Origin of the sequence: Leifsonia xyli, from assembly GCA_001647635.1 — a bacterium.
In the GTDB taxonomy this organism is placed as follows: Bacteria; Actinomycetota; Actinomycetes; order Actinomycetales; family Microbacteriaceae; genus Leifsonia; species Leifsonia xyli_A.
The window spans coordinates 3,077,199-3,102,269 of the sequence record CP014761.1 but is presented as its reverse complement, the minus strand read 5'-3'; the positions used below and the strand labels follow the sequence as shown (position 1 = coordinate 3,102,269).

The window sequence follows — 25,071 nt, the reverse complement described above, 5'->3', positions numbered from 1 at the left end:
GAGGCATGCCCTCGAACCGCCTGCGCATCGCGACGATCAACGCCAACGGCATCCGCGCCGCCTTCCGCAAGGGCATGGGGTCGTGGCTCGAGGCGCGCGACATCGACATCCTGGCGATCCAGGAGGTGCGCGCCTCCACCGAGGACGTGCAGGGGCTGTTGGGGGACGAGTGGGACATCGTCCACGACCCGGCGACGGCGAAGGGCCGTGCCGGGGTCGCGATCGCGAGCCGTCACCGCGCGGCCATCCACCGCGTCGAGCTCGGCCCGACCGACTTCGACAGCGCGGGCCGGTGGCTCGAGGCCGACTACGAGGTCGACGGGACCGTCGTCACAGTGGTGAGCGCGTACGTCCACTCGGGCGAGGCCGGCACCGACAAGCAGGTCGAGAAATACCGGTTCCTCGACGCGATGGAGGCGCGGCTGCCCGCGCTGCAGAAGCACAACGAGCTGGCCGTGGTGATGGGCGACCTCAACGTCGGCCACCGCACCCTCGACATCCGCAACTGGAAGGGCAACGTCAAGCGCGCCGGCTTCCTGCCGGAGGAGCGCGCGTACTTCGACCGCATCCTCGGCGCCGAAGGCGACGAGGCGTACAACGCGGGCGCGGGGCTCGGCTGGGTGGATGTCGTGCGCCGTCACGCGGGCGACGTCGAGGGGCCGTACACGTGGTGGTCGTGGCGCGGCAAGGCGTTCGACAACGACTCGGGCTGGCGGATCGACTACCAGCTCGCCACCCCGGCGCTGGCCGCCCGGGTGCAGGACGTCGCGGTGGACCGCGCGGCCGCGTACGACGAGCGATGGTCCGACCACACGCCTGTGGTCGTCGACTACGCACTCTGAGGCAATGAACAGCGCCGCTCCGCGCGGCGCCTCCCCTCCGCATCCCCCTCCTCACGACTTCGAAAGCAGAACCATGAACCCTCGTCCCCGCCTCTACTCGGGCATGCAGCCCTCGGCCGACTCCCTGCACCTCGGCAACTACATCGGCGCGCTCCTGCAGTGGAAGGAGCTGCAGGGCACGCACGACGCCTTCTTCTCCGTCGTCGACCTGCACGCGATCACGGTCCAGCAGGACCCGGCCGAACTCCGCGAGAAGACCCGCCGCACAGCCGCGCAGTACATCGCCGCGGGGATCGACCCTTCCGCCTCGACCTTGTACGTGCAGTCGCACGTTCCCGCGCACGCCCAGCTGGCCTGGGTGCTCAACACGATCACCGGCTTCGGCGAGGCGTCGCGGATGACGCAGTTCAAGGACAAGTCGGCCAAGCAGGGCGCGGACGCCACCTCGGTCGGCCTCTTCGCCTACCCGGTGCTGATGGCGGCCGACATCCTCCTGTACGACACCGAGATCGTGCCGGTCGGCGACGACCAGCGGCAGCACGTCGAGCTGACGCGCGATCTGGCCGAGCGGTTCAACAGCCGCTTCGGGCAGACGTTCGTCGTGCCGCAGGCGATGATCCTCAAGGACAGCGCCCGCATCTACGACCTGCAGAACCCGACCTCGAAGATGTCGAAGTCGGCCGAGTCGGGCGCCGGCATCATCTGGATGCTCGACGAGCCCGACGTGACGCGCAAGAAGATCATGCGCGCGGTCACCGACACCGACGGCGTCGTGGCGTTCGACCGCGAGGGCAAGCCCGGCATCTCCAATCTCCTGAGCATCTACTCGGCGCTCGCCGGCCGGTCGATCGAGTCCGTCGAGCTCGAGTACGAGGGCAAGGGCTACGGCGACTTCAAGAAGGGTCTCGTGGAGGTCGTGGTCGAGGAGTTCGCGCCGGTCCGCCGGCGCGCCCTCGACCTGCTCGCCGACCCCGCCGAGCTCGACCGCATCCTCGCGGTGAACGCCGACCGGGCGAGCGAGGTCGCCGAGGCCACGCTGGCGAAGGCCTACGAGCGCATCGGGTTCCTGCGGCGGGCTCGCTGATGCCCAAGCCGGTCGTGCTGTCCGGTGAGCGGGTCGTGCTCTCGACGCCGACCGAGGCCGACATCGACCGGATCGCCGAACTGTGCGCCGACCCGGCCATCGCCCGGTGGACGACGGTGCCGGCGCCCTACCGGCGTCAGCACGCGGTCGGGTTCGTGACGAGCGTCGTCCCCGACGGCTGGGCGAGCGGTCGGGTGTGCACCTGGGCGATCCGCACCGCCGGGATCCTGGTCGGAATGGTCAGCGTCGGCGACATCCACCAGCACCGCGGTGAGATCGGGTACTGGCTGGCACCGGAGGCCCGCGGCCTCGGCGTGATGTCGGAGGCGCTCCGCGTCGTGATCGACTACGGCTTCGCGCCGGAGGGGCTGGGGCTGCGCCGGATGGTGTGGCGCGCCCTCGCGGGCAACGCAGCCAGCGCCGCGGTGGCACGGCGCGCGGGGTTCCATTGGGACGGCGTGATGCCCGGCGGCGCGGAGCAGCGCGGTGCGCGTTTCGACGAGTGGCGCGCGAGCCTCCAGCCGGGCGACCCCCTCGTACCCGCCGGCGACTGGCCTGACATCACGTACATTCAGGCCGCGCTGTGATCCGCGTCATCCTGTTCGACCTCGACGACACCCTGTTCGCGCACCGCGCCGCGGTGGAGTCCGGCATCCTGGCGTACGCGGAGGCGCTCGGCGCCCCCTACGGAGCGCTGGAGGCGGACGAGGTGGTGACGATCTGGCACGACCTCGAGGAGGAGCACTACCACTCCTATCTCGCGGGCGACCTCGACTTCGAGGGTCAGCGGCGGGCGCGCGCCCGCGACTTCGCCGCGCGCCACGGCGTCGCGCTCAGCGACCAGCAGGCGAGCGCCTGGTTCGCCGACTATTTCGAGCACTATGTCGCGGCCTGGTCGCTGCACGACGACGCCCTGCCGGCGCTGGATGCGCTCGAGCGGCGCCTTCCCGGCGTCCACTTCGGCCTGATCACCAACGGCGACCTCGCCTTCCAGCGGCGCAAGGTCGAGGCGGTGGGGCTGGATGCCCGGATCGAGCACCTGATCGCATCGGGCGAGGTCGGCATCCCGAAACCCGACGCGCGCATCTTCCGCGTGGCCTGCGACGCGTTCGGCGTGCTCCCGAAGGAGGCCGCCTACGTGGGCGACCGCCTGCGCACGGACGCCATCGGCGCGGCCGAGGCGGGCCTGACCGGCGTATGGCTCAACCGGCGCGACGCCGTCCCCTCCCCCGACGACGAGCGGGAGGCGCTGGACGCCGGCGTGCGCATCATCCGCTCGCTCGACGAGCTGCCGACGCTGCTGGCGTGACGACGAAGCGCCGCCCGGCAGGAGCCGGACGGCGCTTCGCGGTGGGACTGCTCAGTCGTTCTGGGTGTCCGCGTCGACCCAGTCGAAGGTCTTCGTGACGGCCTTCTTCCAGAGGCGCAGCTGACGCTCGCGCTCGGCCTCGTCCATCTTCGGCTCCCAGCGGCGGTCCTCCTGCCAGTTCTTGCGCAGGTCATCCAGGTTCTCCCAGAAGCCCGTCGCGAGACCGGCCGCGTAGGCCGCGCCGAGGGCGGTGGTCTCGGCGACCACCGGACGGACCACCGGCACGCCGATGATGTCCGCCTGGAACTGCATGAGCAGGTTGTTGGCGATCATGCCGCCGTCGACCTTGAGCTCCGTCAGGTCCACACCGGAATCGGCGTTGACCGCGTCCAGCACCTCGCGGGTCTGGAAGGCCGTGGCCTCCAGGACGGCGCGGGCGATGTGACCCTTGTTGACGTAGCGGGTGAGGCCGACGAGAGCGCCGCGGGCGTCCGCCCGCCAGTACGGCGCGAACAGGCCCGAGAACGCCGGCACGAAGTACGCGCCGCCGTTGTCGTCGACGGTCTTCGCCAGCTCCTCGATCTCCGGGGCGCTGGAGATGATGCCCAGGTTGTCGCGGAGCCACTGCACCAGCGAACCGGTGACGGCGATCGAGCCCTCCAGGGCGTAGTGCGGCTTCTCGTCTCCCAGCTTGTAGCCGAGCGTCGTCAGCAGACCGTTCTTGGAGTGGACGATCTCCTCACCCGTGTTGAAGATGAGGAAGTTGCCGGTGCCGTAGGTGTTCTTGGACTCGCCCGGATCGAACGCCGCCTGGCCGAAGGTCGCGGCCTGCTGGTCGCCGAGGATGCCCGCGACGGGCACCTCGCGCAGGAGGCTGGACGACTCCACCTGGCCGTAGACCTCGGAGGAGCTCTTGATCTCCGGGAGCATCGACTTGGGCACGCCGAACACCTCGAGGATGTCGTCGCGCCAGCTCAGCGTCTCCAGGTCCATGAACAGGGTCCGGGAGGCGTTGGTGACGTCGGTCGCGTGCACGCCGCCGTCCGGGCCGCCGGTGAGGTTCCAGAGCACCCAGCTGTCGGTCGTGCCGAAAAGGAGGTCTCCCGCCTCGGCGCGCTCGCGGGCCCCTTCGACGTTCTCGAGGATCCAGACGATCTTCGTGCCCGAGAAGTAGGTCGCCAGCGGGAGGCCGACGATCTGCTTGAACCGCTCCGTGCCGCCGTCCGCCGCGAGGCGGTCGACGATCGGCTGGGTCCGGGTGTCCTGCCAGACGATGGCGTTGTAGACCGGCTCGCCGGTGTTCTTGTCCCACACCACCGCGGTCTCGCGCTGGTTGGTGATGCCCACGGCCGCGATGTCGTGGCGGGTCAGGTCGGCCTTCGAGAGCGCCTGGCCGATGACCTCACGGGTGTTGTTCCAGATCTCCACCGGGTTGTGCTCGACCCAGCCCGCGCGCGGGAAGATCTGCTCGTGCTCGAGCTGCCCGGTCGACACGATCGACCCGGACTTGTCGAAGATGATCGCGCGGGTGCTGGTGGTGCCCTGATCGATGGCGACGACGTAGTCGGCCATAGGTAACTCCTTTGTTCTTTGGGGGTGGAACGGGGAGGGGCCGGCGGGATCGCTCCCGGCCGGCCCCCTGGTACTACTTGAGGATGGGGAGGAGCAGCAGTGCGAGCCAGCCTGCGATCAGACCGCCGATGATCGGTCCGACGACCGGGACCCAGGAGTACGACCAGTCGCTCGGTCCCTTGCCCTTGATCGGGAGGATGGCGTGCACGATGCGCGGACCGAGGTCACGTGCTGGGTTGATGGCGTATCCCGTCGGTCCACCGAGGCTGGCGCCGATGCCGATCACGAGGAGGGCGACGGGGAGTGCGCCGAGCGCGGCCAGGCCGGCTGCTTGTCCGGGCTGGTGACCGAAGGCGATGACCACGAACACCAGCACGAAGGTGCCGATGATCTCGGTGACCAGGTTCCAGCCGTAGCTGCGGATCGCAGGGCCGGTCGAGAAGACGCCCAGCTTGTTCGCGGGGTCCGGCTCCTCGTCGAAGTGCTGCTTGTACGCCAGCCAGGTGAGGACGGCGCCGATCATGGCACCGATCAGCTGGGCGAGGATGTACAGCAGCACCGTGATGAAGTTCACCGGCACCAGGGTGTGCGCTGCAGCCGAACCGAACGTCTTGGCTTGGTTCGCGACCAGGCCGAGCGTCACTGCCGGGTTGAGGTGCGCGCCCGAGTTGTAGGCGACGACCACGCCGGCGAACACACCGATGCCCCAACCGAAGTTGACCATCAGGAACCCGCCGTTGAAGCCCTTGTTCCTGATGAGAGCGACGTTCGCCACGACACCGGTACCGAGGAGGAGCAGCAGCGCTGTGCCGACCACCTCGGACAGGAAATCTACACCGATATTGTCCACGTTGACCTTCCAGTTGTTCAGTTGACCCGCACCCTGTTGTGCGTTCTGGTGTGGCTCTCGTCAGGGTGGGCACTTGAACGCTATTGCGGCCACGCCCACCGTGACAAGAACCGTGTCATGCACGTTCGTGCATTTATCGAACAGCCGCGGCTTCGCTCCCGTCCCCCGACTTGAGCTGCACCCGGTGGGCGTCGGCGAGGTCCGCTACGAACGAATCTTCCTCCTCCGTGCGCTGATTTGGCGACCATCCGAGTGCGTTTGCGACGATTTCGCCCACCTCGTGCACGAGAGCCGGGGTGATCGCCCCCGTGAAGGCGAGGCTGGTGCGGCGGAGGAAGACGTCCCCGAGGTGCACGACGTGCTCGTTGCGCACCAGGTGGTCGATCTCGGCGCGGGAGTAGGTCGGAGCGGCCGCGAGCGGCGCGTCCTCGCCGTCCCAGCCGGCGATCGCGTCGATCACGAAGCTCGCCTTGGTGCCGTAGCGGTGCAGCAGCGTGGTCGCGCGCTCGGCTCCGACATCGGCGCCGTACCGGGCGACCCAGTCGCGCTCGGCCTGCGCGGTGGTCGGGAAGCCCGCGCCACCGCCGATCGGGAGGCCGAGGGTCGGCACGGTGCGCTCGACCTTCAGCGCTGCGAGGGTCTCGTTCGCGAGGTGCTCGCTGAGCGCGCGGAAGGTCGTCCACTTGCCGCCGACGAGGCTGAGCACCGTGGTGTCTCCGAGCCCGGTGATCGTTCCAGGGACGATGCGGTAGTCGCGGGAGACGAATCCCGGCGCCGTGTCGTCGTGCCGCGGGAGGGGCCGCACGCCCGAGAAGGTGTAGACGATCTGATCGCGCGTGATCGGGATCGTTGGGAAAACGTGCGCGACCAGCTCGATGAAGTAGTCGATCTCGTCTTCGGTGATCACCGCGCGCTCGGACATGTCGGCGTCGATATCGGTGGTCCCGACCATGACCCGGCCCTTGAGCGGGTAGATGAGGACGATGCGGCCGTCGTTGTTCTCGAAGAACATCTCGCGGCCCCGGCAGGCCTCGAGCAGCTCGGGGTTGTCGAGGACGATGTGCGATCCCTTGGTGCCACCCATGTACCGGGTGGCGCCGCCGAGCGCCTCGTTGGTGAGGTCGGTCCAGGGGCCGGAGGCGTTGACCACGACGTCGGCGGTGATGGAGAACTCCTCGCCGGTCTCGCGGTCGCGGACCAGCACGCCGCCGTCGCGCGTCCCGACCGCCTCGACGTAGTTGACCGCGCGGGCGTGGGGACCGGCGGCGAGCCCGTCGGCGAGCACGTCGAGCGCGAGGCGCTCGGGGTCGTGCACCGACGCGTCGAAGTAGGTCGCCGTGTACTTGAGGCCCGGGTTGAGCTTCGGCAGGATCTCGAGCGACTTCTTGCGGCCGTGGAAGCTGTGCCGCGGCACCGAGCCGCCGTCGCGCGAGAACGCGTCGTAGATGGTCAGGCCGGTCTTGATGAGGAACGCGCCGCGCTCCTTCGGCTTGCCCTGCTTGTGCGTGAGGAATCGCAGCGGGGCCGCGAGGATGCCGGAGAAGGTCGAGAAGATCGGGATGGTCGTCTCGAGCGGCTTCACATAGTGCGGCGCGATCTTGAGCAGGCCGTTGCGCTCGGTCACCGACTCCTTGACCAGGCGGAACTCGCCGTTCTCGAGGTAGCGGATGCCGCCGTGGATCATGTGGCTGGATGCGGCGGACGCCCCGGAGACGAAGTCGTTGCGCTCGACGAGCACGACGTCGACGCCCTGGAGGGCGAGGTCGCGGAAGGTGCCGAGACCGTTGATGCCGCCGCCGACGACGAGCACCTGTGCTCGGGGGCGTTCGCGGAGGCGCTGGACCTCGGGGCGGGTGTTCGACTTCGTCGTCACGATGTTCTCCTGTTGCTGTGTCTAGAAGTGCTGTGCAGCTATAGTCTTCGCATCGGCACAACTTCGATCAAGCGCTGTGCACATACGTGCACCGCCTGATCGGACCCCGGAACGCCGACCCAGCGAAGAAGGCCCCGAATGCCCCAGCCCGACACCGAGCACCTGCCCGACAAGGTCCGCGACGCCCTCAAGGCGGGCCACCTCTACTACATGCAGGACCTCACCATGGAGGCCATCGCGCACGAGATGCACACGTCTCGGTCGAGTGTCTCCCGCCTGCTCAGCTACGCGCGCTCGTCGGGGCTGGTGACCATCCAGATCGCTGAGCCGCACGAAGGTGCAAGCCAGATCCAGCAGTCGATCCACGAGCACTACGGGGTCGCAGCGCACATTGTCCCGATGCCGAGCGCCATCAGCGACGTCGACCGCCTGGAGCGTGTGGCGATCTCGGCTGCACGCATTCTCGACCGCTTCATCGACTCCAACCAGACCGTCGGGATCGCCTGGGGGTCCACGATGAGCGCACTCAGCCGCCATCTCATCCCGAAGGAGCTGCACAACGTCGAGTTCGTGCAGCTCAACGGCGCGGGCAACACGTACACGACCGGTGTGCTGTACGCGTCGGAGATCCTGCGCCGCTTCGGCGACACGTACTCGGGAACGATCCAGGAGTTCCCGGTGCCGGCCCTGTTCGACGACCCTCAGACCAAGATCGCCATGTGGCGCGAGCGGAGCACTCGGCGCATCCTCGACATCCAGGAGCGGATGGATGTGGCCCTCTTCGGCCTCGGCTCCCCCTTCTCCGAAGTCCGCTCGCATGTCTACGCCGGCGGGTACCTCGACCAGGCCGACTACGCATCCCTCGACGAATCCGGCGTGGTGGGCGACGTGGCGACCGTGTTCTTCCGCGAGGACGGCAGCCACCACGGCATCCCGCTGAACGAACGCGCGAGCGGCCCGGACATCGACCTCATCAAGCGGGTGCCGCGCCGGGTCTGCATCGTCTCGGGCCCGTCGAAGGTCCACAGCCTGCGCGGGGCCCTGGCGGCACGGCTGATCACCGACCTCATCGTCGACGAGGGCACAGCCCGCGCACTCGTGCAGTTGACGCAGTCGGGCGTGCAGGCGGAGGCCGCCGCGGCGTAACGGGAGGTCGCACGCCCGCGGGAATAGACGGCGCGCGAACGCGTTGATCTAGACTCGACAACGAAATATACGTGCTCCGGGGTCGGTGAGAGTCCGAACCGGCGGTGACAGTCCGCGAGCGGTGCGCCCAGGCGCCCTGCTGAGCCGGTGGAATTCCGGCACCGACGGTAATGCGTGCAGGCGAGAGCCTGCCGCTCAGTCCGGATGGGAGGCAGCACGGTGGGCAGCCCGTATGGGCTGGCGCCCGCGCGACCCCGGCGACACGTCTCGACGAGAGACAGGATGGCAACGGGATGACGTGGGAAGCCCCCATGCGCACGGCGCTCGAACTCGCCGCCAACGGTCCCGCGACCGGCGTGAACCCGCGGGTCGGGTGCGTCCTCCTCGACGCCGAGGGGAACATCCTGGCCGAAGGCTGGCATCGCGGCGTCGGCACCCCGCACGCCGAGGTGGATGCGCTGACCAAGCTGCCCGAGGGCGGCGCACGTGGCGCGACCGCCGTCGTCACGCTCGAGCCGTGCAATCACTGGGGCCACACGGGCCCCTGCTCGGTGGCGCTCATCGAGGCGGGAGTGTCGCGCGTCGTCTACGGTGTCGATGATCCGGGTCACCACTCAGGCGGCGGCGCCGAGCGCCTGCGGGAGGCGGGCGTCGAGGTCACCGGTGGGGTGCTGCGCCCCGAGATCGAGGAGTTCCTCGGCGACTGGCTGATCACCGCGCGGCTGGGCCGACCCTACATCGTCGTGAAGTGGGCGAGCAGCCTCGACGGCCGCGCCGCCGCCGCCGACGGCACCAGCAAGTGGATCACCGGCGCCGCCGCGCGCCAGCGCGTGCACGAGCAGCGGGAGGCGTCCGACGCGATCGTCGTCGGCACCGGCACCGTGCTCGCCGACGACCCGAGCCTCACCGCGCGCGGCGACGCCGGCGAGCTGATGGGCACCCAGCCGACGCCCGTCGTGATCGGAACCCGCGCCGTCCCGAACGACGCCGCGGTCTTCCAGCACCCCAACCCGGTGATCTTCGAGGGAACCCACGACCTGCACGAGGTCGTGGCCGACCTGCACCAGCGCGGCTTCCGCCGCATCTACGTGGAAGGCGGACCGACGCTCGCCAGCGCGTTCGTCGCGGCCGGGCTGGTCGACGAGTACGCGGTCTACCTCGCCCCCGCCCTTCTCGGCGGCCCGCGCCTCGCCCTCGGCGACATCGGCGTCGAGACCATCGGCGAGCAGCGCCGGCTGCGCATCCTCGACGTCGAGCGCCTCGGCGGCGACCTGCTCATCCGCGCCGTGCCCGTGCCGCAGGGCGCACCCCGTTCGGCCGACCGCGACCCCGTGGACGTCGCCGGCGCCGACATCTTCCCCACGACCCAGGAGGTCTGAACGCATGTTCACCGGAATCATCGAAGAGCTGGGCGAGGTCACCGCCGTCGAGCGCACCGCCGACGCCGCGCGCCTCACCGTCCGCGGTCCGCTCGCGGTCAGCGACGCCCGGCACGGCGACTCCATCTCGGTCAGCGGCGTCTGCCTGACCGTGATCGACAAGGACGCCGACGGCTTCACCGCGGATGTGATGGCCGAGACCCTGGCGATGAGCACGCTCGACGACGTCCAGCCCGGGCGCCGGGTCAACCTCGAACGCGCCGCCCAGGTAGGCGACCGTCTCGGCGGCCACATCGTCCAGGGGCACATCGACGGCACGGCGACCGTGCTCTCCGTCACCGACGGGAGCGCGTGGCGCGTCGTCCGCCTCAGCCTCGACCCCGAGCACGCGCCGCTGGTCGCGCGCAAGGGCTCCATCGCCATCGACGGCGTCTCGCTCACGGTGAGCGCGGTCGGCGGCGGACGCGAGGACGGGTGGTTCGAGGTCTCTCTCATCCCCGAGACCCTCGCCGCCACCACGCTCGGGGACCGCGTCCCCGGCGATCGCGTCAACATCGAGACGGACATCCTCGCCCGTCACGTGGAGCGCATGCTCGCGCTCGAACCGGCACTGACCGAACGGAGTGCGTCATGAGTCTCGCCACCATCCCGGAAGCCCTCGCCGAACTGCGCGCCGGCCGCCCGATCATCGTGGTCGACAACGAGAGCCGCGAGAACGAGGGCGACGTCGTCCTCGCCGCCGAGCTCGCCAGCCAGGAGTGGATCGCCTGGACGGTGAAGAACTCCTCCGGCTTCATCTGCGCGCCAATGACCGACGAGATCGCCGACCGCCTGGACCTGCCGGTCATGGTCGCGAACAACGAGGACGCCCGCGGCACCAACTACACCGTGAGCGTGGACGCGGCCGACCGGCTCTCGACCGGCATCAGCGCCGCCGACCGCGCGCACACCCTCCGTGTGCTCGCCGACCTCGACTCCACGCCGTCGAGCCTGCACCGGCCCGGCCACATCCTCCCGCTGCGTGCGGTGGAGGGCGGCGTGCGCGAGCGCGACGGCCACACCGAGGCCGCCGTCGACCTGCTGAAGCTCGCCGGGATGACGCCGGTCGGCGCGATCGCCGAGATCGTCGCGGACGACGGCGAGATGATGCGCCTGCCCGGGCTGATCGAGCTGGGCCAGCGCGAGGGGATCCTGGTCGTCACCATCGAGTCGCTGATCGACTACCTGCAGGAGTTCCACTGCGACCAGCCCCTGGAGACGGTGACGCCCATCCCGGAGACCTCGCGGGTGATCTTCGAGGTCGAGACGACCGTTCCGACCACGCACGGCCCCTTCAAGATGCGCGCCTACCGCGACCGGATGACCGGTGCCGACCATGTCGCCATCGTCGCCGGCACGCCGCGCCGCGACGGAACGTTGGTCCGCGTCCACTCGGAGTGCCTGACCGGTGAGGCGTTCGGCTCGCTCAAGTGCGAGTGCGGCCCGCAGCTCGACGCCGCGATGGACACCATCCAGCGCGAGGGCGGCGTCGTCGTCTACCTGCGCGGCCACGAGGGGCGCGGCATCGGCCTCATCAACAAGCTGCGTGCCTACAAGCTGCAGGAGGAGGGGCTGGACACGCTGGATGCGAACCTCGCCCTCGGCCTGCCGATCGACGCCCGCGACTACGGCGCGGCGACGGCGATCCTGCAGGATCTGGGGATCGAGTCGGTCCGCCTGCTGACCAACAACCCCGAGAAGGTGCGCCAGCTCGAGGAGCACGGCATCGAGGTCGAGGAGCGCGTGCCGCTCGTCGTCGGGGTCGGCGCCTTCAACGAGGGCTACCTGGAGACCAAGCGCGACCGGATGGGTCACGCGATCGGAGACATCGACCCGGTCGCCGGGCTCGACGAGACGGCCGCGGGCATCGCGGCGGAGAGGACCACACGATGAGCGGAGCGGGAGCCCCGGACGCCCAGGAGCAGATCGACGGGACCGGCCTGAACGTCGTCGTCGTCGCCGGCAGCTGGCACGAGACGATCAGCGAGGCGCTCATCGCCGGCGCACAGCGGACCCTGGATGCGGCGGGCGCGACGCACTCGCTGGTCCGCGTCCCGGGCAGCTTCGAGCTGCCGGTCGTCAGCAAGGCGGCGCTCGAGGCGGGTGCGGACGCGGTGGTGGCGCTAGGCGTCATCATCCGCGGCGGGACCCCCCACTTCGAGTACGTGTCGGCCGCGGCGACCGATGGCCTCACCCGCGTCGCGCTCGACACGGGCAAACCGGTCGGCTTCGGCGTGCTGACCCTGGACGACGAGAAGCAGGGCATCGACCGCTCCGGCCTGCCCGGCTCGAAGGAGGACAAGGGCGCAGAGGCGGCGCACGCCGCGCTCGCGACCGCGGTCGCGCTGCGGGCGCTCCGCGGCTAGCCCACGTCGTAAGTGAGGTGCGTGGCGTAGGGCGTCACCACGACGTCCCGCTGCACGAGCTCGCGGCGCACCGCATCCCGGAACAGCGGGTCGCCGGACCCCATGATCACCGGCGACACGTGCAGGCTGAGGACGTCGACGAGGCCCGCGGACACGGCCGATCCGATGAGGGCGCCGCCGCCCATCAGGACCACCTCGCCCTCGCGGCCGGACGCCGCCGACCGCTCCTCCGCCGCGGCCCGGGCCAGCTCGATCGCGTCCGCCAGGCCCGTCGTGACGAAGGTGAAGTCGAGGTTCGTCAGCCGCCGCTCCGCGGGAGGAGTGGACGTCACCACGAAGAACGGCGGACGGCCGACCTCGTGCGCGCCGTAGCCGAGGTCGTCGCTCCATCCGCCCGGGCCGTCGATGACGTCGAACAGGTTGCGGCCCATGATGACCGCGCCGGAGCGCTCCGTCCCCTCTTTCAGGATGCGGTCGTCGGCGGGGTCGCCGGCGAACACCCAGCGGTGGAGCGCCTCTCCCCCGTCGCCCAGCCCGTTTCCGGGGCCTGCGTTCGGCCCGGTGACGAAGCCGTCGAGGGACATCGTGATGTCGGCGACGATGCGGGTCACGGCCGTCACTCCCCCGCCAGCAGCTCGTCGAGCTTCTCGAAGCCCTCGCGGACGCCGTACTCCATGCCGCTCTCGATCATCTGCTCGAGCGCCTCGCGGGAGGTCATCACCGACCGGCCCGACAGCCGGGCACGGCCGCCGGGCAGCGCCTCGAAGCGCATCCGGTCGAGGCTCACCTCGCCCGGGGCGCCCAGCCACTCGAAGGTCTGGATGATCTGCTCGTTCAGCTCCACGGTGTGGAACGTGCCGCGGAACGCGTAGACGGTGCCGTCGGTGTCGTGCGACTCGTACGCCCAGGTGCCGCCGGAGCGGAAATCCCACTGGGTGATGACGTTGCGGAGGCGTCGCGGACCGATCCATTGCGCGAACAGTTCGGGGTCGGCGTAGGCGCGGAAGACGGCGTCGACCGGCGCCTCGAACTCGCGGGTGAGGTCGGCGTACGAGGTGCCCTCGACGGCCTCGATGGTGACGGAGTTGCTCATGATTCCTTCTCCTTGGTGGAGTCGTTCTGCTGCTTCAGGAGGGCGTCGAGCCGGCGGAACTGCGCCTCCGCCTCGAGCCGGTAGCGGTCGATCCAGGAGGTCAGCCGCTCCAGGGCGGCGGCATCCAGATGGACCGGGCGGCGCTGCGCCTCACGGCTGCGCCAGACGAGACCGGCCGCCTCCAGCACGCTGATGTGCTTGGAGACCGCCTGCAGCGAGATGGCGAAGGGTTCGGCCAGCTCGTTCACGGTCGCCGGCCCGCGGCTCAGCCGGGCGATCATCGCCCGGCGGATCGGGTCGGCCAGTGCCGCGAACGCCCGGTCGAGCGCTCCGTCCTCCTGCATCATCAACCTCTCGGTTAATCAACCAATTTGTTGAATACAACGGTAGGACGAGAGAGCGCGAAGCGCAAGAGGAATCTGCCTGGTTACGGCTTCCAGACCATCAGCACGACCACGGCGAGCAGCAGCAGGCTCGCGACGCCGGAGCCCGCGGCGATCTGCGGGTAGCGGGACGCGGTCCCGTCGCGTAGCGCCTCCCCCGCCCGTCGCATGGCCGGCACGACCACGAACAGGGTGAGACCGAGGGCGACGACGTACAGGATGATCGACCACAGGATCCACGGCGTCGTGACGCTCAGGTCGTACTTCTTGTCCGCCAGCCCCATCACACCGAACCCGAACAGCACCACCAGGAGCGAGAGCAGCGAGAGCAGGTTGGTCGACTTCGCCAGGGTCTCCACCTGACGGGCGTCACCCGCCCGGACGGCGCGCATCGCCGTCATCGGGAGAATGGCCATCGGCCCGACGATGAAGACCGCGGTGACGACGTGTAGGACAGCGAACAGCGTTTCCATGCTCCTCAGCGTAGCGAGCGCACGAATTCGGCGGACTCACCGTGCGCGCATAGGGTAGAACGTGCGCCACAAGCGCCGCCCGTTCTTCCGCCCATGCGCGCCTTCCGCCCGACCGACGCCGCGCCCGCCATGCGGCTCTCTCGCACTCTCTCTCCGGAAGCCCCTACACGCATGTCCACGACGGAAACCGTCACCACCCCCGCGCCCGCGAACACCCGCGGCCGCGTCATCCTCGCCAGCCTCATCGGCACGTCGATCGAGTTCTACGACTTCTACGTCTACGCGACCGCCGCCGTCCTGGTGTTCCCCGCGCTCTTCTTCACCAGCGAGGATCCGACCACGGCGCTCCTCGCGTCCTTCGCCGTCTTCGGCGTCGCCTTCATCGCCCGGCCGGTCGGCTCCATCCTGTTCGGGCACTTCGGCGACCGCATCGGCCGCAAGGGCACGCTCGTCGGATCGCTGCTCACCATGGGCATCGCGACCGTCCTCATCGGCTGCCTGCCGACCGCCCAGGTCCCCGGCTGGGAGTTCTGGGCCCCGTTCCTCCTCGTCGTGATGCGCTTCTGCCAGGGCCTCGGGCTCGGCGGCGAGTGGAGCGGCGCGGCGCTGCTGGCGACCGAGAACGCCCCCGCCGGCAAGCGCGCCATCTACGGCACCTTCCCGCAGCTCGGCGCGCCGATCGGCTTCATCGTCGCGAACGTGCTGTTCCTCATCCTGAGCCTGACCATCGCCCCGGAGGCCTTCGCCGCCTGGGGCTGGCGCATCCCGTTCCTGCTGAGCGCGGTGCTCGTCATCGTCGGCCTCTACGTGCGGCTCAAGCTGGTCGAGACGCCGGCCTTCCAGAAGGTCGTCGACACCGGCGAGGTCGCCAAGCTGCCGCTCGCACGCGTGTTCCGCACCAGCTGGCGCCAGATCATCCTCGGCACGTTCATCATGCTGGCCACCTACGTGCTCTTCTACCTGATGACCGCGTTCACGCTCACCTACGGCACCACGCCGGCGACCGCGGAGCAGGCGCAGGCCGCCGCGGAGAAGGCAGGCAAGACCTTCTCGGCCGCGACCTTCGTGCCGGGCCTCGGGTTCAGCCGCAACGACTTCCTGATCATGCTGATCATCGGCGTCGTGTTCTTCGGCATCTTCACGCTCGTCGCCGGCCCCCTCGCGGAGCGCTTCGGGCGCCGCAAGACGCTGATCTGGGTGACCCTCGGGATCATCGTGTTCGGCCTCCTGTTCGTCCCGCTGTTCGCGGGCGGCACGGTCGGCACGATGGCACTGCTCATCATCGGCTTCACGCTGATGGGGCTCACGTTCGGCCCGATGGGTGCCGAGCTTCCGGAGCTGTTCCCGACGAACGTCCGGTACACCGGCTCGGCGATCTCGTACAACCTCTCGAGCGTGCTCGGCGCGGCCGTCGCCCCGACCATCGCCGTCTGGCTGTGGACGCTCGCGCACGGCAGCACGGTCTGGGTCGGCGTCTACCTGTCGCTGGCCGGCGTGCTGACCCTCATCGCGCTGCTCCTCTCGAAGGAGACCCGCGACGTGGAGTTCACCGACAACGTCAGCTGACCCCTCCCGCCGCCTGCGCGCTCAGTCGAGGAACAGGGCGCGCAGGCGGCGGGTGGTCAGGATGAGACCGAGCACGACCATGACGGCGAAGTACAGGACGTGCCAGAGCATCCCGAGGTCGACGTCGCCCGTCGTGAGCCCGCGGACGAGCTCGACGCCCTGCCACAGCGGCAGCGCCTTGATGATGACCTGCAACGGTTCCGGGTAGACGGTGATCGGGTAGAACGTCGCCGATAGCAGGAACATCGGCAGCAGGATGAAGTTGATCCAGTCCATCTGCTGGAACGTCTTCATGTAGCTCGTGACGCCCATCCCGAAGCTGGCGAAGCCGAACGCGATCAGCAGCACCGCAGGCAGGGCGAGGATCGCCCACCACGAGAGGTTCAGCCCGAGCGCCTGCATCACGAGCATGAATCCGGTCGCGTAGAGCGCGCCGCGCAGCAGCGCGAGCAGGATCTCGCCGAGCGCGACGTCGAGCGGCCCGAGCGAGGTGGCGAGCATCCCCTCGTACAGCTTGGCGAAGTGCATCTTGAAGAACACGTTCCACGTCGAGTCGTACACGGCGCCGTTCATCGCCGCGGTCGCGAGCAGTGCGGGCGCGATGAACGCGGCGTACGGCACCTCCTGACCGGACGAGGTCTGGATGGTGCCGACCAGCGCCCCGAAGCCGATGCCGAGCGACAGCAGGTAGAAGATCGGCTCGAAGAAGCCCGAGACGATGACCAGCCAGTTCGTGCTGCGCGTCGCGGACCAGCCGCGCTGCATCACCGAGCGGGCGTTGCCCGCGTACAGCGCGCGCAACGGCCGCGACCGGATGGCCGTGGGGGCGAGTCGTTCGTCAGTCGTGGTCACTTGTTCAACCTCTTCGCGGCGATCCGGCGCGACCAGAGCCAGAACGGGACGGCCAGCGCCACCAAGTAGACGACGTGGACGACGGAGAGCCAGAGCGGCTCATCCATCCCGTAGGTGAACACGCGCGACAACTCCGTGGAGTGCCAGAGCGGTGAGATCCATCCGACCCACTGCAGGAAGGGCGGCATGCTCGACAGCGGGAAGAATGTGCCGGAGAACAGCGACATCGGCAGCAGCACGAAGCGCATCAGCATGGCCACCTGCCCGGAGTCCTGCTCGATCGTGGCGACGTACGCCATGATCGGCGTGCCGAAGGCGAGGCCGCCGAGCGTCCCGACCAGGATGCTGACCCATCCCCACGGGCTGAGGATGGCGCCGAACAGCACGGTGAACGCGAAGTAGATCACACTCGTGCCGAGCAGCCGCGCGATCACCGAGATCACGATCCCGTCGATGATCTGACCGGGGGCGATAGGCGACGCGTTGATGCCGAAGAAAGTCGGGTTCCACTTGAACCCGAGCAGCACCGGGTAGGTGAACTCCTCGCTCGCGACCGTCACGGCCGCGGTGCACAGCAGGGCGGGCGCCACGAAGGCCAGGTAGCTGACCCCGTCCACCGCATTCGGCCCGAGATTCGCGCTGACCAGGCTGCCGAGGCCGAGGCCCATCGCCAGCAGGTAGAGCAACGGGTTGCCGAATCCGGTGACCAGCACCGTCTGCAGGTACGACCGCATCACGCGGAAGCGGTGCTCGGCCACGTACCAGGCGCCGAAGCGCCGTGGGCGCGTGGCGGCGGCGAGCGCCGTGCGCGCCGCCGCCTGCTCGGTCTCGATCGCGCTCATTCGATCAGGCTCCGTCCGGTCAGACGCAGGAAGACGTCCTCCAGGCTGGACCGCCGTACCAGGCTCGTCAGGGGATGCAGCCCGCGCTCGGCGATCCGCACCAGCTCCGCCTCGCCGTCCTCGCTGTAGACCAGGATGCGGTCGGGGAGCACCTCGATCCGTTCGCCGACGCCGTCGAGCCGCTCGGCCACCTCCGCGTTGCGCTCCGAGCCGAACCGCACCTCCAGCACCTCGCGCGTCGAGTACTCGCGGATGAGGGCCGCCGGCGACCCCTCCGCCATGATCGTGCCCTTGTCGACGACGACCAGGCGGTCGCAGAGCTGCTCGGCCTCATCCATGTAATGGGTCGTCAACACCAGAGTGGTGCCCTGCTCCTTGAGCCGGAACAGGCGGTCCCAGAGGATGTGGCGCGCCTGCGGGTCGAGGCCGGTTGTCGGCTCGTCGAGCAGCAGGATGCGCGGGTCGTTGATCAGCGCCCGGGCGATCGTGAGCCGGCGCTTCATGCCGCCGGAGAGGTCGTCGACCTTCGCCTTCGCCTTGTCCTCGAGCTGCGCGAAGGCCAGCAGTTCGTCCGCCCGCGCGCGCACGCGCGCCGACGGCAGGCCGAAGTAGCGGCCGTAGACGATGAGGTTGTCACGGACGCGCAGCTCGGCGTCGAGGTTGTCGGCCTGCGGGACGACGCCGAGCTGACTGCGGATCTCGGGACCGTAGCGGTCGGGGTCGAGGCCCAGGATGCTGAGGTCGCCGCCCGTGCGCGTCGAGACGGCGCCGATCATCCGCATCGTCGTGGACTTGCCAGCGCCGTTGGGGCCGAGCAGCCCGAAGGACTCCCCCGGCTCGACCTCGAAGCTGATGCCGTCCACGGCCGGGAAGTCCTTGTGCTTCTTGACGAGGTCGCGAGCGGCGATGACGGGCGTCGGCATAGTCAGCACTGTAGCCCGCGCCTCCGACATCGCGAGGTGTCAGCAAACAGGCAGTCCACAAGAAGTACGGTCGGAGTAGCGGTTCCGCCGCCCGACGAACCCTCCACCCCCGAAACGGATCACCGTCATGTCATCCACGTCCGCAGCCGCCCCGCGCCGCCGTCGGGGCTTCGGCCGGCCCGCCGACGACGCGGGCCCCCGCGCCCGCTTCTCGCAGCTGCTCCCCTACCTGTTCGAGCACAAGCGCGTGCTCGCCTTCGTCGTGGTGCTCAGCATCCTGGGCGCCGCCGCCAGTCTCGCGCAGCCGCTGCTCGTCAGCCAGGTGATCGACCTGGTCGGAAAGGGCCAGCCGCTCAACGGACTCGTCTGGGCGCTGGTCGCGCTGGTCGTGCTCTCGGGCATCATCTCGGGCTACCAGCACTACCTCCTGCAGCGCACGGGCGAGGGCGTCGTGCTGTCGTCGCGGCGGAAGCTCGTCGGACGGCTGCTGCGGCTGCCGATCAGCGAGTTCGACACCCGCCGCACCGGCGACCTGGTGTCGCGGGTCGGGTCGGACACGACGCTCCTGCGCGCGGTGCTGACGCAGGGTCTCGTGGAGGCGATCGGCGGCGCGCTCACGTTCATCGGCGCGCTCATCGCCATGCTCATCATCGACCCGGTGCTGCTCGGGCTGACCGTGCTCGTCGTCGCGATCTCGGTGGTGACGGTCGTGCTGCTGTCGGGACGTATCCGGATCGCCAGCCAGAAGGCGCAGAACAAGGTGGGCGACCTCGCCGCCGCCGTGGAGCGGGCGATCAGCTCGGTGCGCACCATCCGCGCCGCCAACGCGACCGAGCGCGAGATCGCGGCGGTCGACGCCGACGCGACCGGTGCCTGGAAGATGGGAATCCAGGTCGCGAAGATCTCGGCGCTGGTGGTGCCGGTCGCGGGGATCGCGATGCAGGTGTCGTTCCTGGTCGTGCTCGGCGTCGGCGGTTTCCGGGTCGCCAGCGGCGCGATCACGATCGCGAGCCTGGTGGCGTTCATCCTGTTCCTGTTCATGATGATCCTGCCGCTCGGCCAGGCGTTCGGCGCGATCGCGGCGGTCAACTCGGCGCTCGGGGCGCTGGGCCGCATCCAGGAGATCCTCGACCTGCCGACCGAGGACCAGCACGACCGCGAGATCGCGCCGCTGGCGATGACCGTCGGCGCGGCGAACGAGGGGCTCGCACCGGAGGCCCCGGCGATCGAGTTCGACGGCGTCGTGTTCGCGTACCCGGAGGGTGCGGGCGAGACCCCGGTCGAGGCGTCGGGTGCGTCGGCCGCGGCGTCCGCGGCGACCGCCGAACCGTCGCCGGAGCGCCTCGCGTTCGAAGCGCTCACCGGCGCGGACGTCGTCGCGGAGGCGGAGGCTGCGGCCGGCGTGGGCGGCGGCGAGGGCGCGCTGCGGCACGGCGGCGTGCTGCACGGCGTGAGCTTCCGCGTCCCGCGCGGCAAGCGCACGGCGCTGGTCGGGCCGTCCGGCGCGGGCAAGTCGACCATCCTGGCACTGGTGGAGCGGTTCTACGACCCGCAGGCCGGCGAGGTGCGCTTCGGCGGGATGGATGTGCGCGCCCTCGACCGCGAGGCGCTGCGGTCGCAGATCGGCTACGTGGAGCAGGACGCCCCGGTGCTGGCCGGATCCCTGCGCGACAACCTGACGCTCGCGGCGCCGGCCGCGACCGATGAGGAGTGCATCGACGTGCTCCACGCGGTCAACCTGACCGAGGTGCTGGAGCGCAGCGAGCTCGGGCTCAGCGCGCCCGTCGGAGAGGACGGCATCATGCTCTCCGGCGGCGAGCGCCAGCGTCTCGCGATCGCCCGTGCGCTGCTCGCCGCGCCGCCCGTGCTGCTGCTGGACGAGTCCACGTCGAGCCTGGACGGCCGCAACGAGCAGCTGATGCGCGAGGCGATCGACGCCGTCGCGGAGGACCGCACCCTCCTGGTGATCGCGCACCGCTTGTCCACGGTCGTCGACTCCGACCAGATCGTGGTCCTCGACCACGGCCGCGTGATCGGCACCGGAACCCACTCCGAGCTCGTCGAGACGACCCCCCTCTACCGCGACCTCGCCAAGCACCAGCTCCTCGTCTGAGCCGCCCAGCCGCCGAGCGCAGGAAAAACGTCGCCGATCCGAGGGATGGGCGACGTTTTTCCTGTGCTCGTTTCCTGTGCTCGCGGGCGGGCTAGGCGCGGAGGTGGTAGCGGAGGGACGCGAGCTCGGCGCGCAGGGCGGCGGGGACGCGGGAGCCGAACTGCGCGAAGAACTCTTCGGTGAGGTCGCACTCGGCGAGCCAGCTGTCCGCATCCACCTCGAACAGCGCGTCCACGTCGGCGGCCGGCAGGTCCAGCCCGTCGAGGTCGAGCTCCTCCACGATCGGGAGCCGGCCGATCGGCGTGCCGACGCTGCCGGCGCTGCCTTCGACGCGGCGCGCGATCCACTCGATCACCCGCGCGTTCTCACTGAACCCGGGCCAGAGGAACCGTCCATCCGCCCCCTTGCGGAACCAGTTCACCTGGAACACCTTCGGCGCGTTCTCCCCCAGCGCCTCCCCCATCTCCAGCCAATGGGCCCAGTGGTCGGCCATGTTGTAGCCGCAGAACGGAAGCATGGCGAACGGGTCGCGGCGCAGCTCGCCGACGACGCCTTCCGCCGCGGCGGTCTTCTCGGACGAGACGGTCGCACCGATGAAGACACCGTGCCGCCAGTCCCGCGCCTGCGCGACGAGCGGGACGTTCGTCGCACGACGACCACCGAACAGGATCGCGTCGATCGGCACCCCGTCGAACGCGTCCCAGTCGTCGGCGATGGACGGGCACTGCGCGGCGCTCACGGTGAAGCGGGAGTTCGGATGCGCGGCCGGGCGACCGCTGTCGGGCGTCCAGTCCTTCCCCTCCCAGTCGATCAGGTGCGCGGGCGGCTCGTCGGTCAGGCCCTCCCACCAGACGTCGCCGTCGTCGCGCAGTGCCACGTTGGTGAAGATCGTGTTGCCCCACAGCGTGTTCACCGCGGTGCGGTTCGTGCTCTCCCCGGTGCCCGGAGCGACGCCGAAGAAGCCGGCCTCCGGGTTGATCGCACGCAGCCGCCCGTCCGGCCCCGGACGCAGCCAGGCGATGTCGTCGCCGATCGTCTCGACCGTCCAGCCCGGGATGCTCGGCTCGAGCATCGCCAGGTTGGTCTTGCCGCACGCGGACGGGAACGCGGCCGCGAAGTGGAAGACGCGCCCCTCCGGCGAGGTGACCTTGATGATCAGCATGTGCTCCGCCAGCCAGCCCTCGTCGCGCGCCATCGCCGAGGCGATCCGCAGCGCGAAGCACTTCTTGGCGAGGATGGCGTTGCCGCCGTAGCCGGACCCGTACGACCAGACCTCCCGCGTCTCCGGGAACTGGACGATGTACTTCGTCTCGTTGCACGGCCAGGCCACGTCCTCGCGGCGGACCCCGGCATCGTCGATCAGCGGCGCGCCGACGCTGTGCACGGTCGGCACCCACGGCTGACCGGCATCGATGAGGTCGAGGACGGTCGAGGTCACGCGGGTCATCATCCCGAGGCTCACGACGACGTACGCGGAGTCGGTGAGCTGGATGCCGACCTGCGAGATCGGGCCGCCGACCGGTCCCATCGAGAACGGGACGACGTACATCGTCCGCCCGCGCATGCTCCCGGCGAAGACCTGCCGCAGCTCGGCGCGCATCCCCTCGGGCTCGCGCCAGTTGTTGGTCGGGCCGGCGTCGGCCTCGTCGCGGGAGCAGATGAAGGTGCGGTCCTCGACGCGGGCCACGTCGCCGGGATCGGTGCGCGCCAGGAAGCTGTTCGGCCGCCACTCCGGGTTGAGGCGGATGAGCTTGCCCTCGGCGACGAGCTGCTTGGTCAGCCGGTCGGCCTCCGCGAGCGAGCCGTCGCACCAGACGACCTCGTCGGGCTGCGTCAGGGCGGCGATGTCGTCGACCCAGGCGCGCACGGCGTCCAGCCCGCCGGTCGGCGCGGTGTCGGTCAGGTCCAGCTCGGCGATGCTCATGAGGCGTCCTTTTCCGTCGTAAGAAGGGGTGATGCATCCAGCATCCGGGATGTTCCACGCGCCTAACCCCAGAATTCTGCTGTAAGAATCGCGGTTCTTTCGCTATCGTGAAGCCATGAGCACCCCTGTGGATGTGGGCGACATCGACGTCGCCACGCTCGGCCACCGCATCCGGCACTTCCGGACCCGGCGTGGCATGACCCTCGACGACCTCGGCGCCGCGGCCGGCGTCGCAGCGAGCCAGCTGTCGCTGATCGAGAACGGCAAGCGCGAACCGCGCATCTCGCTGCTCGCCTCGCTCGCCGCTGCCCTGGGCGTGCAGCCGGGTGATCTCCTCTCCGCCGAACCCCCGGACGAGCGCGCCGCCCTCGAGATCGAGCTGGGCAGAGCGCAGCGCGGATCGCTCTACGCCTCCCTCGGCCTTCCGGCCGTCAAGCCGACGAAGGGCACGCCGACCGAGACCCTGCGCGCCCTGGTCGGTCTGCACCGCGAGCTGAGTCGCCGCGCCAGTGAGGCCATCGCGACCCCGGAGGAGGCTCGCCGCGCGAACACCGAGCTGCGCGAGCGGATGCGCGCCCAGGACAACTACATGCCCGAGATCGAGGAGCTGGCCGAGCAGCAGGTGCGCGCGTCCGGCCATGTCCGCGGCGCGCTCACCCACCGCGAGGTGAGCGTCATGGCCGAGCGACTCGGGTTCGAGCTGATCTACGTCAACGACCTGCCCCGGTCGGCCCGGTCGATCACGGACCTGGAGAACGGGCGCATCTACCTGCCGCCGGCCTCCATCCCCGGCGGTCACGGGCTCCGGTCGATGGCGCTGCAGGCGATGGCCCACCGACTGCTCGGACACACGCGGCCGGCGTCGTACGCGGACTTCCTGCGGCAGCGGCTCGAGATCAACTACTTCGCGGCGTGCTGCCTGATGCCGCGCGAGGCCGCGGTGGCGTTCCTCCGCCAGGCGAAGAAGGAGAAGGACCTCGCGGTCGAGGACTTCCGCGACGCGTTCGGGGTGACGCACGAGGCGGCGGCGCTGCGGCTGACGAACCTCGCGACCAGCCACCTCGACATGACGCTGCACTTCCTCCGGGTCGGCGACGACGGCGCGCTGTACAAGGGGTACGAGAACGACGGGCTGCCGCTGCCGACGGATGTGACGGGCTCCATCGAGGGCCAGGTCGTCTGCCGCAAATGGGGAGCCCGCAGCGCGTTCACGCACACGAACCGCACCACGGAGCTGTACCAGTACACCGACACCCCCGCGGGGACGTACTGGTGCGCCACCCAGACCGGGACGACCTCCGAGGGCGGGTTCTCGATCAGCATCGGCGTGCCGTTCGACGAGGCGAAGTGGTTCCGCGGCCGCGAGACGACGGTCCGCGCCGAATCGCGGTGCCCGGACGAGTCCTGCTGCAAGCGGCCGCCGACGGACCTGTCCGGCCGCTGGGCGGGCAAGGCGTGGCCGAGCGCCCGGTTGCACGCGCACATCCTCTCGCCGCTCCCCCAGGGGTCGTTCCCCGGCGTCGACGACTCGGACGTGTACGCCTTCCTCGAGGCCCACTCCGGCGCCTAGCCGCCGAGCACAGGAAAAACGTGGCCATCCGCGCGGATCGGTGACGTTTTTCCTGTGCTCGCGGGCCGGTTACTTGGGCTGCATGCGGATCGCGCCGTCGAGGCGGATCGTCTCGCCGTTGAGCATGGGGTTCTCGACGATGGCCCGCACCAGCTGCGCGTACTCGGCGGGGTGGCCCAGGCGGGAGGGATGCGGCACCTGCGCGGCCAGCGAATCCTGCGCCGCCTGCGGCAGCCCCGCCATCATTGGCGTCTCGAAGATGCCCGGCGCGATCGTCATGACCCGGATGAGGCTGCGCGCGAACTCGCGCGCCAGCGGCAGCGTCATGGCCGCCACCCCGCCCTTGGACGCCGAGTAGGCCGGCTGCCCGATCTGCCCGTCGAACGCCGCGACGGACGCGGTGTTGACGATCACGCCGCGCTCCTCCCCGACCGGCTCCGTCTGCGCGATCGCCGCCGCCGCGAGCCGCACGACGTTGAACGTGCCGACCAGGTTCACCCGGATCACCCGCTCGAAATGCTCCAGCGGGATCAGCCCCTCGCGACCGAGGACCTTCTCCGCCGTCGCGATGCCGGCGCAGTTGACGACGACCCGCAGCGGCGCCAGCCCGGACGCGGTGTCCACCGCCGCCTGCACCTGCTCCTCGTCGGTCACATCCGCGGGCACGAACCGCGCCGTCGGGCCGAGCGCGACCGCCGCCTTCTCGCCTTCCGAGCGTGGGAGGTCGAGGATGACGACGTGCGCGCCCGCCTCGGCGAGCGCGTGCGCGGTGGCGTTCCCGAGGCCGCTGGCCCCGCCGGTGACGAGGGCGGAGCATCCGTCCAACTGCATGGTTCTCCTTCGAATCGGTGAGTGGAGGTGGTGAGCGCCGG

At 70.0% G+C, this 25,071-nt stretch carries 24 protein-coding genes; 12 read left to right on the top strand and 12 right to left on the bottom strand.

Annotated features, from left to right (window positions below; translation table 11 throughout):
* Positions 1-5 precede the first annotated feature (5 nt).
* The 4 genes from A0130_15230 (at position 6) to A0130_15215 (ending at position 3,235) form a co-directional block, all read left to right on the top strand.
* Entirely contained in the window at positions 6-842 is an 837-nt protein-coding gene (locus tag A0130_15230; GenBank protein ANF32829.1) for an exodeoxyribonuclease III, read from the top strand.
* Between the two features lie 103 nt (positions 843-945).
* Positions 946-1,926, top strand: a complete 981-nt coding sequence (locus A0130_15225) for a tryptophan--tRNA ligase (protein ID ANF33483.1) — start codon at positions 946-948, stop codon at positions 1,924-1,926.
* Positions 1,926-2,513: an acetyltransferase gene (locus A0130_15220; protein ID ANF32828.1), complete on the top strand. Its 588-nt coding sequence runs from the start codon at positions 1,926-1,928 to the stop codon at positions 2,511-2,513. Before A0130_15225 ends, A0130_15220 begins: the two co-directional genes overlap by 1 nt.
* Positions 2,510-3,235, top strand: a complete 726-nt coding sequence (locus A0130_15215) for a hydrolase (GenBank protein ID ANF32827.1) — start codon at positions 2,510-2,512, stop codon at positions 3,233-3,235. The genes A0130_15220 and A0130_15215 overlap by 4 nt, the downstream gene beginning before the upstream one ends.
* A 51-nt stretch (positions 3,236-3,286) precedes the next feature.
* Here the strand turns inward: A0130_15215 and glpK are convergent, their stop codons facing one another.
* The 3 genes from glpK to A0130_15200 form a co-directional block, all read right to left on the bottom strand.
* Positions 3,287-4,807, bottom strand: a complete 1,521-nt coding sequence (gene glpK, locus A0130_15210) for a glycerol kinase (GenBank protein ID ANF32826.1) — start codon at positions 4,805-4,807, stop codon at positions 3,287-3,289.
* A 73-nt stretch (positions 4,808-4,880) separates the two neighbouring features.
* Complete coding sequence (locus A0130_15205) at positions 4,881-5,609, bottom strand: glycerol transporter (GenBank protein ID ANF33482.1); 729 nt, start codon at positions 5,607-5,609, stop codon at positions 4,881-4,883.
* 181 nt (positions 5,610-5,790) lie between these two features.
* Positions 5,791-7,530 carry an FAD-dependent oxidoreductase gene (locus A0130_15200; protein ID ANF32825.1) on the bottom strand — a complete coding sequence of 580 codons (1,740 nt, stop codon included), beginning with the start codon at positions 7,528-7,530 and terminating at the stop codon, positions 5,791-5,793.
* Between the two features lie 138 nt (positions 7,531-7,668).
* Here A0130_15200 and A0130_15195 point away from each other — a divergent pair, with 138 nt between their 5' ends.
* From A0130_15195 to A0130_15175, 5 genes are all read left to right on the top strand, one after another.
* On the top strand, positions 7,669-8,676 hold the full coding sequence (locus A0130_15195; protein ID ANF32824.1) for a transcriptional regulator: 1,008 nt from the start codon (positions 7,669-7,671) through the stop codon (positions 8,674-8,676).
* Between the two features lie 293 nt (positions 8,677-8,969).
* Entirely contained in the window at positions 8,970-10,055 is a 1,086-nt protein-coding gene (locus A0130_15190) for a riboflavin biosynthesis protein RibD (GenBank protein ANF32823.1), read from the top strand.
* 4 nt (positions 10,056-10,059) lie between these two features.
* The gene (locus A0130_15185; GenBank protein ID ANF32822.1) at positions 10,060-10,689 is read left to right on the top strand and encodes a riboflavin synthase subunit alpha; all 630 of its coding nucleotides are present in this window, start codon (positions 10,060-10,062) and stop codon (positions 10,687-10,689) included.
* Positions 10,686-11,987, top strand: a complete 1,302-nt coding sequence (locus A0130_15180) for a bifunctional 3,4-dihydroxy-2-butanone 4-phosphate synthase/GTP cyclohydrolase II (GenBank protein ID ANF32821.1) — start codon at positions 10,686-10,688, stop codon at positions 11,985-11,987. The genes A0130_15185 and A0130_15180 overlap by 4 nt, the downstream gene beginning before the upstream one ends.
* Positions 11,984-12,460 carry a 6,7-dimethyl-8-ribityllumazine synthase gene (locus tag A0130_15175; protein ID ANF32820.1) on the top strand — a complete coding sequence of 159 codons (477 nt, stop codon included), beginning with the start codon at positions 11,984-11,986 and terminating at the stop codon, positions 12,458-12,460. The genes A0130_15180 and A0130_15175 overlap by 4 nt, the downstream gene beginning before the upstream one ends.
* Here A0130_15175 and A0130_15170 read toward each other — a convergent pair.
* The 4 genes from A0130_15170 to A0130_15155 all read right to left on the bottom strand — a co-directional run bounded on the left by A0130_15170 (position 12,457) and on the right by A0130_15155 (position 14,409).
* The gene (locus A0130_15170; GenBank protein ANF33481.1) at positions 12,457-13,071 is read right to left on the bottom strand and encodes a DNA-binding protein; all 615 of its coding nucleotides are present in this window, start codon (positions 13,069-13,071) and stop codon (positions 12,457-12,459) included. The genes A0130_15175 and A0130_15170 overlap by 4 nt on opposite strands.
* A 5-nt stretch (positions 13,072-13,076) precedes the next feature.
* A complete protein-coding gene (locus A0130_15165; protein ANF32819.1) occupies positions 13,077-13,553 on the bottom strand; it encodes a polyketide cyclase in 477 nt (158 codons plus the stop codon).
* Positions 13,550-13,900: a transcriptional regulator gene (locus tag A0130_15160; protein ANF32818.1), complete on the bottom strand. Its 351-nt coding sequence runs from the start codon at positions 13,898-13,900 to the stop codon at positions 13,550-13,552. Before A0130_15160 ends, A0130_15165 begins: the two co-directional genes overlap by 4 nt.
* A gap of 80 nt (positions 13,901-13,980) precedes the next feature.
* Positions 13,981-14,409, bottom strand: a complete 429-nt coding sequence (locus A0130_15155; GenBank protein ID ANF32817.1) for a conjugal transfer protein TrbL — start codon at positions 14,407-14,409, stop codon at positions 13,981-13,983.
* A 171-nt stretch (positions 14,410-14,580) separates the two neighbouring features.
* Between A0130_15155 and A0130_15150 the strand changes: the two genes are divergently transcribed.
* Entirely contained in the window at positions 14,581-15,975 is a 1,395-nt protein-coding gene (locus A0130_15150) for an MFS transporter (GenBank protein ID ANF32816.1), read from the top strand.
* A gap of 21 nt (positions 15,976-15,996) precedes the next feature.
* Here A0130_15150 and A0130_15145 read toward each other — a convergent pair whose 3' ends face one another.
* The 3 genes from A0130_15145 to A0130_15135 are packed head-to-tail and all read right to left on the bottom strand — an operon-like array spanning position 15,997 to position 18,592.
* Positions 15,997-16,827, bottom strand: a complete 831-nt coding sequence (locus tag A0130_15145) for an ABC transporter (protein ID ANF32815.1) — start codon at positions 16,825-16,827, stop codon at positions 15,997-15,999.
* On the bottom strand, positions 16,824-17,669 hold the full coding sequence (locus tag A0130_15140; protein ANF32814.1) for an ABC transporter: 846 nt from the start codon (positions 17,667-17,669) through the stop codon (positions 16,824-16,826). The genes A0130_15145 and A0130_15140 overlap by 4 nt, the downstream gene beginning before the upstream one ends.
* Positions 17,666-18,592: an ABC transporter gene (locus A0130_15135; GenBank protein ANF32813.1), complete on the bottom strand. Its 927-nt coding sequence runs from the start codon at positions 18,590-18,592 to the stop codon at positions 17,666-17,668. Before A0130_15135 ends, A0130_15140 begins: the two co-directional genes overlap by 4 nt.
* A 127-nt stretch (positions 18,593-18,719) precedes the next feature.
* Here A0130_15135 and A0130_15130 point away from each other — a divergent pair, with 127 nt between their 5' ends.
* Complete coding sequence (locus tag A0130_15130; protein ID ANF32812.1) at positions 18,720-20,705, top strand: ABC transporter; 1,986 nt, start codon at positions 18,720-18,722, stop codon at positions 20,703-20,705.
* A 91-nt stretch (positions 20,706-20,796) separates the two neighbouring features.
* Here the strand turns inward: A0130_15130 and A0130_15125 are convergent, their stop codons facing one another.
* Entirely contained in the window at positions 20,797-22,629 is a 1,833-nt protein-coding gene (locus A0130_15125) for a phosphoenolpyruvate carboxykinase (protein ID ANF32811.1), read from the bottom strand.
* Between the two features lie 115 nt (positions 22,630-22,744).
* On the opposite strand from A0130_15125, the gene A0130_15120 reads away from it, so the two are divergent.
* The gene (locus tag A0130_15120; GenBank protein ID ANF32810.1) at positions 22,745-24,199 is read left to right on the top strand and encodes an XRE family transcriptional regulator; all 1,455 of its coding nucleotides are present in this window, start codon (positions 22,745-22,747) and stop codon (positions 24,197-24,199) included.
* Between the two features lie 69 nt (positions 24,200-24,268).
* Here A0130_15120 and A0130_15115 read toward each other — a convergent pair whose 3' ends face one another.
* The gene (locus A0130_15115) at positions 24,269-25,030 is read right to left on the bottom strand and encodes a 3-hydroxy-2-methylbutyryl-CoA dehydrogenase (protein ANF32809.1); all 762 of its coding nucleotides are present in this window, start codon (positions 25,028-25,030) and stop codon (positions 24,269-24,271) included.
* Between the last annotated feature and the right edge of the window lie 41 nt (positions 25,031-25,071).

Coding starts and splice junctions, on each gene's coding strand:
- A0130_15230 (ANF32829.1), top strand. CDS start 6: ATGCCCTCGAACCGCCTGCGCATCGCGACGATCAACGCCAACGGCATC.
- A0130_15225 (ANF33483.1), top strand. CDS start 946: ATGCAGCCCTCGGCCGACTCCCTGCACCTCGGCAACTACATCGGCGCG.
- A0130_15220 (ANF32828.1), top strand. CDS start 1,926: ATGCCCAAGCCGGTCGTGCTGTCCGGTGAGCGGGTCGTGCTCTCGACG.
- glpK (ANF32826.1), bottom strand. CDS start 4,807: ATGGCCGACTACGTCGTCGCCATCGATCAGGGCACCACCAGCACCCGC.
- A0130_15195 (ANF32824.1), top strand. CDS start 7,669: ATGCCCCAGCCCGACACCGAGCACCTGCCCGACAAGGTCCGCGACGCC.
- A0130_15190 (ANF32823.1), top strand. CDS start 8,970: ATGACGTGGGAAGCCCCCATGCGCACGGCGCTCGAACTCGCCGCCAAC.
- A0130_15185 (ANF32822.1), top strand. CDS start 10,060: ATGTTCACCGGAATCATCGAAGAGCTGGGCGAGGTCACCGCCGTCGAG.
- A0130_15180 (ANF32821.1), top strand. CDS start 10,686: ATGAGTCTCGCCACCATCCCGGAAGCCCTCGCCGAACTGCGCGCCGGC.
- A0130_15175 (ANF32820.1), top strand. CDS start 11,984: ATGAGCGGAGCGGGAGCCCCGGACGCCCAGGAGCAGATCGACGGGACC.
- A0130_15165 (ANF32819.1), bottom strand. CDS start 13,553: ATGAGCAACTCCGTCACCATCGAGGCCGTCGAGGGCACCTCGTACGCC.
- A0130_15160 (ANF32818.1), bottom strand. CDS start 13,900: ATGATGCAGGAGGACGGAGCGCTCGACCGGGCGTTCGCGGCACTGGCC.
- A0130_15155 (ANF32817.1), bottom strand. CDS start 14,409: ATGGAAACGCTGTTCGCTGTCCTACACGTCGTCACCGCGGTCTTCATC.
- A0130_15150 (ANF32816.1), top strand. CDS start 14,581: ATGTCCACGACGGAAACCGTCACCACCCCCGCGCCCGCGAACACCCGC.
- A0130_15140 (ANF32814.1), bottom strand. CDS start 17,669: ATGAGCGCGATCGAGACCGAGCAGGCGGCGGCGCGCACGGCGCTCGCC.
- A0130_15135 (ANF32813.1), bottom strand. CDS start 18,592: ATGCCGACGCCCGTCATCGCCGCTCGCGACCTCGTCAAGAAGCACAAG.
- A0130_15130 (ANF32812.1), top strand. CDS start 18,720: ATGTCATCCACGTCCGCAGCCGCCCCGCGCCGCCGTCGGGGCTTCGGC.
- A0130_15125 (ANF32811.1), bottom strand. CDS start 22,629: ATGAGCATCGCCGAGCTGGACCTGACCGACACCGCGCCGACCGGCGGG.
- A0130_15120 (ANF32810.1), top strand. CDS start 22,745: ATGAGCACCCCTGTGGATGTGGGCGACATCGACGTCGCCACGCTCGGC.
- A0130_15115 (ANF32809.1), bottom strand. CDS start 25,030: ATGCAGTTGGACGGATGCTCCGCCCTCGTCACCGGCGGGGCCAGCGGC.